Below are 12,514 nucleotides of genomic sequence, written 5' to 3' on the forward strand. Positions count from 1 at the left end.
CCCTCTCACCGTCCCCTCACGGACACGTCATCTCCCGGACGCACCGTGGTCGCACGCCGCTCGTCGAGGAGCGTCGCCACCGATCCGCCCCAGTCCTCGGGAGCCCCCATGCCACGTCGTCGTATCGCCCTCTACTCCCATGACACCCAGGGGCTGGGTCATGTGCGCCGCAACATCGAGATCGCCGCCAGCCTGGTCGCGGGCCGCCCGGACACCGACGTCCTGCTGCTGACCGGTACGCCGGCCGCGGCCGCCCTCCCCCTCCCGGCCGGCACCGAGCTCGTCGTGCTGCCGGGCGTCGCCAAGGACGGCGACGGCGGCTACTCCCCCGCGTCGCTGGGCCTCGGCCTCGACGAGCTGCTCGAGCTGCGCAGCCGCATGATCGAGACCGCGATCGCCGCCTTCGCCCCCGACCTGTTCGTCGTCGACAAGGTGGCCCGGGGCATGGGCGGCGAGCTCGACGCGGCGCTGCGCACGGCTCGCCGTACCGTCGGCCCCCGCGGGCTGCCCACCCGCACCGTGCTCGGCCTCCGCGACATCCTCGACACCCCCGCCGTCGCCCGCCGCGAGTGGGACGCGGCCGGCACCACCGAGGCCGTGCTCGACCTCTACGACGAGGTCTGGGTGTACGGCGACCCCCGCGTCCACGACCCGGTGGTCGCCTACGGGCTGGGCCCCGAGGTCGGCGCGATGGTCCGCTTCACGGGCTACCTCGCCCGGGGCCGCGGCCGGCACCTCCCGCCGGTCCCGTCGCCGCTGACGCCCACCCCGGGCACCGCGGCCGCGCCGACGCCGTACGTGCTCTGCCTCGTCGGCGGCGGCCAGGACGGCCACGCCCTCGCCGACGCCCTCGCCCGCACCGCCCTGCCGGCCGGGCACCACGCCGTGCTCGTCACCGGTCCCTGCATGCCGCTCGCGGAGCGCCAGCGGCTCGCCGCCCTGGCCGCCGTCCGCGACGACCTCGTCGTGCACACGTTCGTCGAGGACACGCTGCCGCTCATCGCCGGCGCCGCCGCGGTGGTGAGCATGGGCGGCTACAACACGGTCTGCGAGCTGCTGGCCTCCGGTCGCCCACCGCTCGTGGTGCCGCGCACGACGCCCCGCCTCGAGCAGACGCTCCGCGTCCACGAGCTCGGCCCCTGGACCGAGCTCGACCACCTCGCCCCCGACGCCGCCACCCCCGAGGCGCTCGCCTCGTGGCTGGCCGACGCCGTACGACGCCCGCCGGCCCACCACACCGTCGACCTCGACGGGCTCGAGCGCCTGCCGGCCCTCGCCGACGCCCTCCTCGCCCCCGACCACGCCCTGGAGCTCCGCCATGTCTCTGCCTGACCCGACCAGCACCAGCACCAGCACCGGCGCCCCGACCGGCCCCGCTCCCCTGCGCGTCGGCTACGTGCTGACGATGTTCCCCCGCTTCTCCGAGACGTTCGTGCTCAGCGAGCTGCTGGCGCTCGAGGGCCTGGCCCTCGAGGGGTCGGCCGACCCGTCCGGACGCGCCGCGGTGGAGGTGTCGGTGTTCTCGATGCGCCAGCCCGACGACGGCCGGTTCCACGCCGCGGTCGCCGACGTCCGCGCGCCCGTCACCTACCTGACCCGCACGCCGAAGGCCTCCACGCTGTGGGCGGCGCTCCAGCGCACGCACCACCGGCTGCCCGGGCTGGCCGCCCACCTCGACGAGGTGCTCGCCCTGCCCGTCGACGAGGGGGTCGCCGCCCTCGAGGTCGCGGCCGCCGCCGTCGAGCAGGGCCTCGACCACCTGCACGCCCACTTCGCGAACAGCCCGGCCACCGTCGCCCGCGTCGCGGCCCGCATCGCGGGGATCACCTGCTCGTTCACGGCCCACGCGAAGGACATCTTCCACACCGGCCTGGACGCCGACGCCCTCCACGCCAACCTGGCCGGCGCCGACGCCGTCGTCACCGTGAGCGACTTCAACACCGACTTCCTCCGCCGGCTCCAGCCCGCGGCGGCCGACCGCGTCGTGCGCCTCTACAACGGCCTCGACCTCGACCGCTTCGCCCGGTCGCACGCCCCGCGCTCCCCCCGCACCATCGCGACGGTCGGACGGCTGGTGCCCAAGAAGGGCTTCGACGTGCTCCTCGCCGCCGTCGCGGCGCTGCGCAGCGCGTCGTACGACGTGCGCCTCCAGGTCGTCGGCACGGGTGCCGAGGGCGACCGGCTGCACGCCCTGGCCCGCGACCTCGGCGTGGCCGACGCCGTCGACTTCCTCGGCGCGCTCCCCCAGGACCGGATGAAGGAGGTCGTGGCCTCGGCCGCCGTCTTCGCCGCCCCGTGCGTGGTCGCCGAGGACGGCAACCGCGACGGCCTCCCCACGGTGCTGCTCGAGGCGCTGGCGCTCGGCACCCCGTGCGTGGCCACGCCCGTCACCGGCATCCCCGAGGCGGTCGTCGACGGCGTGACCGGCCGCATCGTCCCGAGCAGCGACCCGGCCGCGCTGGCCGACGCGCTGCGCGCCGTGCTCGACGACCCGGCGACCGCCGCGTCGTACGCCGACGCGGGCCGCACGCTGGTCGAGGAGCGCTTCGACGTGCGCCGCAACGCCGCCGTGCTCGCGGAGGTCTTCCGCTCGGTGGCCCGCCCGGTCACGGACCGGCGCACCACTGCTCCGGGTGCCACCGCCCGCGACCTCGCGGGGGTGGGCGCGTGAGCACGCTCCGCCGCCGTCTCCGGGTCGCCTACGTCTGCACCGACCCGGGCATCCCGGTGTTCGGCACGAAGGGTGCCTCCGTCCACGCCCAGGCGGTGCTCCGGGCGCTGCTGCGACGCGGCGCCGAGGTGCACCTGCTGACCCCGCGCCCCGGCGGTCCCGCCCCGGCCGGGCTCGAGGACGTCCGGGTGCACGAGCTGCCGGCGGTCGCCGGCCGCCGCGACGGGGACGCCACCGAGCGCCTCGCCGCCCGCGAGCGCTCGGCCGTCGCCTCCGACGCCGCCGTGGCCCCCGCACTCGACTCCCTGACCGGCGAGGTGCCCTTCGACCTCGTCTACGAGCGCTACGCGCTCTGGGGGCGGACGGCGACGGCCTGGGCGCGCCGGTCCGGCGTGCCCTCGCTGCTCGAGGTCAACGCCCCGCTGCCCGACGAGCAGTCCGCCCACCGCGGCCTCGTCGACGTCGCCGGCGCCCACGCGGTGGCGACCGCGGCCCTCTCGTCGGCGACCGCCGCGTTCGGCGTCAGCGACACCGTCTCCGCCTGGGCCCGCCGGTACGCCGCGGACCCGACCCGGGTGCGCACCGTCGCCAACGGCGTCGACACCCGCGCCGTCACCCCGGCCGCGCGCCCCGTGACCGGCACCGACGGACCCTTCACCCTCGGGTTCGTCGGCACCCTCAAGGCCTGGCACGGCGTCGAGACGCTCGTGGCCGCCGCGGCCCGACTCATGGCCGACGACCCGTCGTACCGGCTGCTGCTCGTCGGCGACGGCCCCCGCGCCGACGCGCTGCGCGCGCAGGCCGCCGACCTCGGGATCGCCGCGAACGTCGAGACCACCGGCGCCCTGCCCGCCGCCGAGGTGCCCGCGCAGCTGCACCGGATGGACGTGGCCTGCGCGCCGTACCCCGCCCTCGACGACTTCTACTTCTCGCCGCTGAAGGTGACGGAGTACCTCGCCGCCGGCCTGCCCGTCGTGGCCAGCGCGGTCGGCGACCTGCCGGCCCTGCTCGACGGCGGCACCCACGGCACGCTCGTCGCCCCCGACGACCCGGCCGCCCTCGCCACGGCGGTCGCGGCGCTGCGCGCCGACGTCGTACGACGCCGCACCCTGCGCACCGTCAACCGCACCGCCGCCCTGGCCGCCGACTGGGACCACGTGCTCGCCACCTCGCTGGCGCCGCTCGGCCTCGGCGAGCCCGCCCTCACCACCCCGGGAGCAGACCGTGTCGCGTGAGAAGCCCTCGAACCTGCGGGAGGCCGTGCCCGGCCTGCGCCGCACCGCGCACCACCTTCGCCCGCACCTCAAGGCGGAGCGTCCGCTGCTCGCCGGCGGCCTGCTCGCCATGTTCCTCGAGGTGCTGTTCCGCCTCGCGGAGCCGTGGCCGCTGAAGTTCGTCATCGACGCCGTCGTGCAGGCCTCCGGGGCCGACATCGCGGCCTCCGGCCCCGGTGACGTGCAGGCGACGATCATCATCGCCGCGGGCGCCCTGCTGGCCGTCGTGCTGCTGCGCGCCGCGGCGGCGTACGCGATGACGCTCTGCTTCGCGCTGGCCGGCAACCGCCTGCTCACCCGGGTGCGCGGCGACGTCTACGCCCACCTGCAGCGCCTGCCGATGGCGTTCCACGACCAGTCGCGCACCGGCGACCTCGTCACGCGCGTGACCTCCGACGTCGGACGCCTCAAGGAGGTCGCGGTCACCGCCGGCCTGCCGCTCGTCGGCAACATCGCCACGATGGTCGGGATGGTCGTCGTCGTGGCGATCCTCGACTTCCCGCTGGCGCTCTGCATGGTGGCCGTCATCCCGCTGTTCCTCGTCAGCGGCGCCCACGTCACGAAGAGCATCCACACCGTCTCCCGCAAGCAGCGCAAGGCCGAGGGCGCGCTCGCCTCGCTCGCCACCGAGACGCTGTCGTCGATGCGGGTCGTGCACTCCTACTCGCTCGCCGAGCGGCTCCAGGGCCGTTTCGCCGACAGCAACGAGCGCAGCCTGCGCGACGGCGTGCAGACCAAGCGCCTCTCGGCCCAGCTCGAGCGCACCACCGACGTGCTCGTGGGCATCGCGACCGCGGTCGTGCTGTACGTCGGGGCCCAGCGCGTGCTCGCCGGCGCGCTCACGCCGGGCGACCTCGTGGTCTTCCTGACCTACCTGAAGGCGACCTTCAAGCCCCTGCGCGACCTCGCGAAGTACACCGGCCGGATCGCGGCCGCCGCCGCCTCGGGCGAGCGGATCGTCGAGCTGCTCGAGCAGGAGCCGAGCGTGCGCGACCACAGCTGGTCGAAGCCGGCCCGCCCGTTCCGCGGCGACGTGACGCTGCGCGACGTCTGGGTCTCCTACACGCCGGGCCACCCGGTGCTGCGAGGCGTCGACCTGCACGTGCGGGCCGGGCAGCGCATCGCCCTCGTCGGACCGTCCGGGTCGGGCAAGTCGACCGTCGCCTCCCTACTCTCCCGGCTGCGCGACCCCGAGTCCGGCAGCGTGCTCGTGGACGGCCACGACCTGGTCGACCTCACCGTCGAGTCGGTGCGCAGCCAGGTGGCCGTGGTGCTGCAGGAGAGCGTCCTGTTCGCCACGTCGATCGCCGACAACATCTCGTACGGCCGACCGGGGGCCACCCCGGCGGAGATCGAGGCCGCGGCCCGCCTCGCCGGCGCCCACGACTTCGTCATGGCCCTGCCCGACGGCTACGACACCGTCGTCGGCGAGCGCGGCGCGACCCTCTCCGGGGGCCAGCGCCAGCGCATCGCCATCGCCCGGGCCGCCGTGCGGCACGCCCCGATCGTCGTGCTCGACGAGGCGCTGACCGGGCTCGACGAGGGCACGGAGTCCGAGGTGCTCGCCGCGCTGGGTCGCCTCACCGCCGGCCGCACCACCGTCGTCATCACCCACGACCTCGCCCACGCCCGCGACTGCGACCGCGTCGTCTGGATCGAGCGCGGCGTCGTCGTCGCCGACGGGCCGCCCGACGAGGTGCTCGGCGCCGACCTGACGGCGCCCGCCGTACGGACGCCCGGCGCCCCGCACCCGCCCGCACCGGTGCTCGACCCCGACGCCACGCAGCCGCTGGCCGTCGTCACCTCGCTCCCGGAGGCCTCCCGTGCCTGAGACCGACTCCCACCTCGTGCCCGAGCTCGGCGTGCCCGGGTTCGGGGTGCTCGCCTCCGACGGGGCGCTCCGCCGCTGGCTGGCCGCGCACGCCCCGGCCCACCGCGGACGCAGCGACGCCGAGCGGGTGCGGCTGCGCATGAAGGCCGGCACGAGCGCCGTCGCCGCGGTCCGCTGCGGTCCCGAGCTGCTGCTGGTGCAGGCGTACGCCGGCTCGGCCCGCGCCAAGCTCGCGAAGACGCAGCGCAAGGCACGGCCCGGTGGCGTCGTCGCGGTCGACCCGGAGCGGGGGGTCATCGCGGTGCGCGCGGAGGCCGACCGCGACCTGCCCGCGCTCCGGCCGCTCGCCGAGGACCGGCTCGGCCCCGAGCTGCTCGCCCGGGTGACGGGCACGCGTCCGATGGGGCCGCCCACGGCGCTCTCCTACAACCCCCAGCGGCGCTGGGTGGCCCGCCTGGAGACCACCGCCGGGCCGGTGCTCCTGCGCGCCGTCCGCCCCGGCGACCTCGCCGACGCCCTCCGCGGGCCCCGGGCATTGGCCGGCTCCGCCCTGGCGGGGCGCGTCCCCGCCCTGCTCGGGCTCGACGACGCCCTCGGCCTGGCGGCGCTGTCGTGGGTGCCGGGCACGCCCCTCGACCGGGCCGCCGCCGCACCGTCGCTCCCGGAGGCCGGGCACCTCGTCGCCGCGCTGCACGACCTGGCACCCTCCGCGCGTACGGCGACGCTGCCGCGGCGCACGACGCGCGACCTGCGGGCCGCGGTGCGGCAGGCCGGGGAGCAGCTCGCCCTCCTCCTGCCCGCCGACGCCGACCGGATCCGCCGGGTCGTCACGGCCTGCGAGGTCGGCCTGCGCGAGGCGGCCGGCGCCGCCGGGGACGACGTCGTGCTCCACGGCGACCTCTCCCGCGACCAGCTCGTCGCCCGCGGGCCGGGGGCGCCGGCCGGGCTGCTCGACCTCGACCGCGCCGCCCGCGGACCCGCCGCCGACGACCTCGGCTGCCTGCTCGCCGACGACGTCGCCTCCGGCCGGGGGCCGGGCGCGGCCGACGCGTTCCTCGCCGGCTACGCCGACCGGCGGGACCTGCCGCCGCCCGCGGTGCTCGCGGCCCACACCGCGGCCCACCTGCTGCGGCGCACCACCGACCCCTTCCGCACGTGCCACGCCGACTGGCCCGACGCCTGCCGCGGGCTGCTGTCGCAGGTCGAGGCGCTGCTCGCCGGCGGGGCCGTGGGGGCCGTCGGGGCCGCGACCTCGGGAGCCGCACGATGAGCGCCCTCCCGGTGGACCACGACGGCCTCGGCGCCGTCCCCCCGCCGTCGCTGGCCCGCATCGACGCCGACCTCGCCGCCCACGGCTGGCACCTGCGGCAGGCCCAGCCGCGCGGTGCCGACCACCTGCTGCTCCAGCTGTCCGCCGGCGGCTCCAAGCCGTGCGTCGGGCAGTGGTTCGCCGACCGCGCCCGCGCGGCCGAGGTCGCGCGCCGCACCGACGCGGTGCGGCCCGGGTCCGTCGCCCGGGTGGGGCAGCACGCGCTCGTGCAGCGCCACGGCGCCGACCGGCGCCTGCCACAGCTCGCCGCCCTGCTCGCCGTGCCCGGCACGCGGCTCGTCGCCCACCGGCCCGAACGGCGGGCGGTCCTGCGCACCGAGGCCCACGACCAGGCGGGCGACGTGAGCGCCACGCGCTACGTGAAGGTGCTGCGACCCGGTCGGGCGGCGCCGGCCGCGGCGACGCTGCGCCACCTCGGCGAGGCACCGCTCGGCCCGCGGGTGCCCCGCGTGCTCGGGGTCGACGACGCGCAGGGGTTGCTGGTCACCGAGGCCCTGCCGGGCCGCACTCTGCACGAGCTCCTGCCCACCGGGGAGGTGACGCTCACGGTGCTCCGCCGGGTGGGGGCGCTCGTGCGGCAGCTGCACGGCGTCGCCGCGCCGGACGGTGCCGGCGCCCACACGGCGGCCGACGAGGCCTCCGCGACCCGACGGGCAGTGGGGCTCGCGGCGACGTACGACGCGCTCGCCCGCACCGTGACGGGCGACCTCGCGGAGCGGCTGCGGGAGTGCGAGGTCCGGCTCGGCGCGCTGCCGACGCCGACCCGCGCCGTCCCGCTGCACCGCGACCTCCACGACAAGCAGCTGCTGCTCGCCCCGGGGCACGGCCCGGGGGCGCTGGGCCTGATCGACCTCGACCTCCTGGCCGTCGGCGATCCCGCGCTCGACCTCGGCAACCTCGTCGCCCACCTTGAGCTGCGGGCCGCGCAGGGCCTGCTCGCGCCCGAAGCCGTCGGACCGGCCACGGCCGCGCTGCTCGAGGGGTACGGCGCGGACGCCGCCGTCCGGGCCGCGCTCCCGACGTACGTCGAGGCCACCCGCCTCCGGCTGGTCGGCGTCTACGCCTTCCGGCCGACGTCGCTGCCCGACCCCGGCGTGCTGCTCACCTAGGTCTGGGGCGTCGGTCGGAGGCGTCCGTCAGGGACGTCCGCCGACGGCGCTGAAGATGTTGTCGGCGAGGTCGGCGACGGTCTGGCCACCGATGGACTCGCCGTCGACGAGCACGGTCGGGGTGCCGGTCACGTCGTTGTCCTCGGCCGCGATGGTGGCGTTGGAGACCCAGTCACCGAAGGAGAGGTCCTCGATGCCGGGGCGCACGGCGGACTCCTCGGCGCCGGCCGCGACCGCGAGGTCGACCAGGTCGTCGTCGGAGAGGTACGGGCCGGACTCCGAGGGCTGCTCCTCGAAGAGCGCGTCGTGGAACTCCTTGGCCGCGGCGGGGCCGGCGGCGTCCATGACGACCGCGAAGGCGTTGGCCGCCCGCTCGGAGTAGTCGCCGAAGCGCGTCAGGAGGTTGAAGGCGCGGTACTCGACCACGATGTCGCCGGAGGCCGCCAGCGCGGTGAGGTCGTCGCTCGTCTCGGCCTCGAGGGCACCGCAGAACGGGCAGATGAAGTCCTCGTAGATAACGACGCGGTGCTCGGCGTCGGGGTCGCCGAACGCGATGCCGTAGTCCTCGGTGACCTCGCCCGGCAGGTCGGTGGCGGGGGCGGTCGGGTCCGTGGCGCCGGGGTCGGCCGAGCTCTCCGACTGACCGGAGCCGGGCACGGCGGCGTCGGGATCGATCTCGTCGCCGCCCTGCAGGAGCACGACACCGATGATCAGCGCGGCCACGACGGCGATGACGGAGCCGACGATCGTCCACTCGCGCAGACGCTCCTTGCGGGCCTGCTCGCGCTGGGCGGCCTGCGCCTTCTGGGCCCGGGTGGGGCCTCCCTTCGGAGGCGTCGTCGCCGAGCCGGTGGTCCGCTTCGCCGCGCTCTGCTTCGCCGGACCGGTGCCGGCGGGCTTGCCGCCCTTGCCCGCGCCGCCCTTGTTCGGCCTGCCCGCCTTCGCCATGGTCCCGTCCCTCGTCCTCTGCTCGCGCGCCTACGTCGCTGCTGTCACCGTCGGGTGCTGCGACCCTCAACCTACGGACAACCTAGAAGGGGATCCTGAGGCCCCCCTGAGCACCGCACGGACCCCGGCGGCGGTCCGGCGCCGGTGGACCCGTGAGTAAGGTGGTCGGTCGTGAGCGACCGACTGGTGTGGATCGACTGCGAGATGACCGGGCTCGACCTCGGCGCCGACGCCCTGATCGAGGTCGCCGCCCTGGTGACGGACTTCGACCTCAACGTGCTCGGCGAGGGTGTCGACCTGATCGTCAAGCCCCCGGCCGAGGCCCTCGAGCAGATGGGCGACTTCGTGCGCGACATGCACGCGAAGTCCGGCCTGAGCGAGGAGCTGGCGAACGGCATCACGCTCGCCGAGGCCGAGGCCGAGGTGCTCGCCTACGTGCGACGGCACTGCGGCGAGGGCAGCCGTCCCCCGCTCGCCGGCAACACGGTCGCCACCGACCGCGCGTTCCTGGCCCGTGACATGCCGATGCTGGAGTCCTTCCTCCACTACCGCATCGTCGACGTCTCCTCCATCAAGGAGCTGTCACGCCGCTGGTTCCCCCGTGCCTACTACCAGGCGCCCCCGAAGCGCGGCAACCACCGCGCGCTCGCCGACATCCAGGAGAGCATCGAGGAGCTGCGCTACTACCGCGACGCCGTCTTCGTGCCCCGCCCCGGACCCACCTCCGCCCAGGCCCGCGAGCTCGCCGGCCGCCACGGCGGATCGCTCACCGGTCTGACCGGCGATCCGGCCCCCGACCCGGATGGTCAGAGCACTCCCTGACACCCGCTACACTCTTCTCCGGCCCATCGCGATGTACGTCGCGATCGCGGTCGTGGTGGGTATAGCTCAGCTGGTAGAGCGCCGCCTTGTGGTGGCGGATGTCGCGGGTTCAAGTCCCGTTACTCACCCCAGACACCGGAACCCCCGGTCACCTCGCGGTGGCCGGGGGTTCTCGCGTCTCCGGGGGTCGAGGAGCAGGGAGCCCAGCGAGCCGCGTCTCGAGACCCCGACGGTCGCGGTGTGGGCGCCCCGTCCGCCCTGTCGCTGACACCGCGACCCGCCGTCCCCCCTTGCCCTGCGGTGTGCGCGCCCCATCCGCCCTGTCGCTGACACCGCGACCCGCCGTACGCCTCAGGCGGGGCGGGTGCGGCCGCGCTCGTACGGCGGGGGCGGGCCGCCGACGATCTCGAGTCCCTGCGCCGCCGGGTCGACCTCGGTCGGCGCCCATCCCCGGGCGGTCGCGGCCGCCTCGGTGAGGCGCGGCAGCACGACGAGGAAGGTCGAGCCGGCACCGGCCTCGGAGGTGGCACCGATGACGCCGCCGTGCTGCTCGACGATCGAGTGGGCGATGGAGAGCCCCAGGCCGGTGCCCTGGATCGCCTCCTTCTTCGCGACCGAGGAGCGGAAGAACTGGGTGAACAGCTGGTCCTGCTCCTCCAGGGGGATGCCGAGGCCGGTGTCGCTGACGTCCATCACGACCTCCTCGTCCTCCACGCCCACGACGACGTCGACGCGGCCACCGTCGGGCGTGAACTTCAGGGCGTTCGTCAGCAGGTTGAGCAGCACCCGCTCGAGCATCCCGGCGTCGCCGTCGACGAGGGCCGGTCCCTCCGGCAGCCGGATCCGGACGTCGAGGTCGCGCGCCACCAGGCTGGGCACGACGACCTCCTGCGCCGACCGCACGACGTCGCGCAGGTCGAGCACGTGGGCGTCGACCTCGAGGTGCCCGGCGTTGACGCGGGCGAGCACGAGGAGGTTCTCCACGAGGGAGCGGAGCCGCTCGCCGTTCTTGATGATGCGGTCGAGCATCTGCTCGGCGGGGCCGTCGAGGTCGCCGAAGTCGCCGTCGGCCAGCATCGTGGCGTAGCCCAGGATGCTCGTCAGCGGCGTGCGGAGCTCGTGGCTGACGGTCGAGACGAGCGCGTCCTTCATCCGGTCGGCCTGCTCGAGCCGCTCGACCGCCTCGCGCTCCGAGAGGAGGGCGGCGAGCAGGGACTCCTGCCGCTGGACCCGGGCGGTGACGTCCTCCGAGGTGAGCACGTAGCCGGCGACGGCGCCCGCCTCGTCGGTCATGGGCGTGAGGACCATGGAGTGGCTGCGGACCTCGCCGGACTTGCGGCGCAGGCGCCAGTCCCGCGGCTCGGCGGGGTTCCTCGCGAGGACCTTGGCGATCTTCACGAACGAGGGCGCGGTGCCGAGGGCCTCGGCCTGGGACTGGATCTCGCCACGCGGCACGATCACCTCCGGCGTCCGGCCGAGCAGCTCGTCGCCGCGGTAGCCGAGCAGGTTCTCCGCCCCCACGTTGACGAGCGTGATCCGCCCCGCCCGGTCGGTGGCGATGATGGCGGTCCGCGTCGCCGAGTCCATGATCCGGCGCACCAGCTCCCCCTCCCGGTGCGCCTCGGCCGACCGGCGGCGCAGCTGCTGCGAGACGAGCGCGTAGGGCACCACGAGGAGGACGCCACCGATGAGGAACAGGTGGAGCACCGTCGCGGTCTCCACCGCGGCGTCGCCCGCCTGGTCGAACCCGAGCGGACCGATGCCGACGGAGCCGAGGGTCAGCACCGTCACGGTGATGACGAGCAGCTGGAGCACCATCTCGCGCAGCGGCAGGCGCAGAGCGCCCCACGCGAGGAACGGCACGGTGAGGAAGGCCCAGTAGGCACTGTCCTGGATACCGAAGGCCGCTGCCGTGGACGCGACCGTCGCGACCCACTGGCCGCCCCGCTCGAGCTGCGAGACGCCGGGCGCCGCGGCGTCGAGCTCGAGGAAGGGCAGCACGAGCAGCAGCTGCGAGAAGACCCCCGCGAGCAGCACCATCACCACCTGCCCGAGGTCGAACCGCCAGCCGTCGACGGTCACCACCACCCCGAGCACGGTCGTGCCGAGGGCAGCGCCGGCGAAGGAGGCGAGGATCCATCGCCCCATGTCGTGCTGGTCGCGCAGTCCGGGTCGGGGGCCCCGCCACCCGCGGCAGAGCACCAGCTGGGCCAGGAACGCCTGGGCGGTCGTGGCGGCGCCGAAGCCGAGGGCCGCACCGTGGGGCACGTCGACCAGCCAGAACGTGCTGCCGGCCACCAGACCGCCCGCCGCCACCACCGGGAGCCGCCACCGGGGCGGGGCGAGCACCGCGGTCGCCGTCACGAGCCCGGTCGGCCACAGCACGAGCGCCTGCACCCAGGAGGACGTCGCGAGCACCGCGACCAGGGCGAGCAGCGGCGTCGCCAGCGCGGCGGCGACCAGCAGCGTCGAGCCCTTGACCCTCACGACCGCGCCCTTCCGACGAGTCCGGTACGACGCCGAGCCGCC

At 75.8% G+C, this 12,514-nt stretch carries 9 protein-coding genes and 1 tRNA gene; 8 read left to right on the forward strand and 2 right to left on the reverse strand.

Annotated features, from left to right (window positions below; all coding sequences use genetic code 11):
* Positions 1 to 108 precede the first annotated feature (108 nt).
* Genes K329_RS24795 through K329_RS0105475 form a run of 6 tightly spaced genes read left to right on the forward strand, consistent with a single transcriptional unit; the run spans position 109 to position 8,215 of the window.
* Entirely contained in the window at positions 109 to 1,332 is a 1,224-nt protein-coding gene (locus K329_RS24795) for a glycosyltransferase family protein (RefSeq protein ID WP_157571572.1), read from the forward strand.
* Positions 1,319 to 2,671 (forward strand): glycosyltransferase family 4 protein, encoded by a 1,353-nt coding sequence (locus K329_RS24800; RefSeq protein WP_052336382.1) that lies wholly within the window; start codon positions 1,319 to 1,321, stop codon positions 2,669 to 2,671. The genes K329_RS24795 and K329_RS24800 overlap by 14 nt, the downstream gene beginning before the upstream one ends.
* Positions 2,668 to 3,906: a glycosyltransferase gene (locus K329_RS24805; RefSeq protein WP_043642044.1), complete on the forward strand. Its 1,239-nt coding sequence runs from the start codon at positions 2,668 to 2,670 to the stop codon at positions 3,904 to 3,906. The genes K329_RS24800 and K329_RS24805 overlap by 4 nt, the downstream gene beginning before the upstream one ends.
* Positions 3,896 to 5,776 carry an ABC transporter ATP-binding protein gene (locus tag K329_RS24810; protein ID WP_084540989.1) on the forward strand — a complete coding sequence of 627 codons (1,881 nt, stop codon included), beginning with the start codon at positions 3,896 to 3,898 and terminating at the stop codon, positions 5,774 to 5,776. The genes K329_RS24805 and K329_RS24810 overlap by 11 nt, the downstream gene beginning before the upstream one ends.
* Complete coding sequence (locus K329_RS0105470) at positions 5,769 to 7,046, forward strand: aminoglycoside phosphotransferase family protein (protein WP_028472264.1); 1,278 nt, start codon at positions 5,769 to 5,771, stop codon at positions 7,044 to 7,046. The genes K329_RS24810 and K329_RS0105470 overlap by 8 nt, the downstream gene beginning before the upstream one ends.
* Positions 7,043 to 8,215 (forward strand): phosphotransferase family protein, encoded by a 1,173-nt coding sequence (locus tag K329_RS0105475; protein ID WP_157571573.1) that lies wholly within the window; start codon positions 7,043 to 7,045, stop codon positions 8,213 to 8,215. The genes K329_RS0105470 and K329_RS0105475 overlap by 4 nt, the downstream gene beginning before the upstream one ends.
* A 27-nt stretch (positions 8,216 to 8,242) precedes the next feature.
* Here K329_RS0105475 and K329_RS24815 read toward each other — a convergent pair whose 3' ends face one another.
* Positions 8,243 to 9,163 carry a DsbA family protein gene (locus tag K329_RS24815; RefSeq protein ID WP_052336383.1) on the reverse strand — a complete coding sequence of 307 codons (921 nt, stop codon included), beginning with the start codon at positions 9,161 to 9,163 and terminating at the stop codon, positions 8,243 to 8,245.
* 171 nt (positions 9,164 to 9,334) lie between these two features.
* On the opposite strand from K329_RS24815, the gene orn reads away from it, so the two are divergent.
* Together orn and K329_RS0105490 are read left to right on the forward strand one after the other, a co-directional pair.
* Positions 9,335 to 9,985, forward strand: a complete 651-nt coding sequence (gene orn / locus K329_RS24820; RefSeq protein ID WP_043642046.1) for an oligoribonuclease — start codon at positions 9,335 to 9,337, stop codon at positions 9,983 to 9,985.
* A gap of 55 nt (positions 9,986 to 10,040) precedes the next feature.
* Positions 10,041 to 10,116: transfer RNA gene (locus tag K329_RS0105490), tRNA-His, on the forward strand.
* Between the two features lie 220 nt (positions 10,117 to 10,336).
* Here K329_RS0105490 and K329_RS0105495 read toward each other — a convergent pair.
* Positions 10,337 to 12,472, reverse strand: a complete 2,136-nt coding sequence (locus K329_RS0105495; RefSeq protein WP_028472266.1) for a sensor histidine kinase — start codon at positions 12,470 to 12,472, stop codon at positions 10,337 to 10,339.
* Positions 12,473 to 12,514: the final 42 nt, after the last annotated feature.

The sequence above is a fragment of the Nocardioides alkalitolerans DSM 16699 genome (assembly GCF_000426525.1).
Taxonomy (GTDB): Bacteria; Actinomycetota; Actinomycetes; order Propionibacteriales; family Nocardioidaceae; genus Nocardioides; species Nocardioides alkalitolerans.

Bases quoted from the DNA above. Each gene is read 5' to 3' on its own strand.
- K329_RS24795 (WP_157571572.1), top strand. From the start codon at position 109: ATGCCACGTCGTCGTATCGCCCTCTACTCCCATGACACCCAGGGGCTG.
- K329_RS24800 (WP_052336382.1), top strand. From the start codon at position 1,319: ATGTCTCTGCCTGACCCGACCAGCACCAGCACCAGCACCGGCGCCCCG.
- K329_RS0105475 (WP_157571573.1), top strand. From the start codon at position 7,043: ATGAGCGCCCTCCCGGTGGACCACGACGGCCTCGGCGCCGTCCCCCCG.
- K329_RS24815 (WP_052336383.1), bottom strand. From the start codon at position 9,163: ATGGCGAAGGCGGGCAGGCCGAACAAGGGCGGCGCGGGCAAGGGCGGC.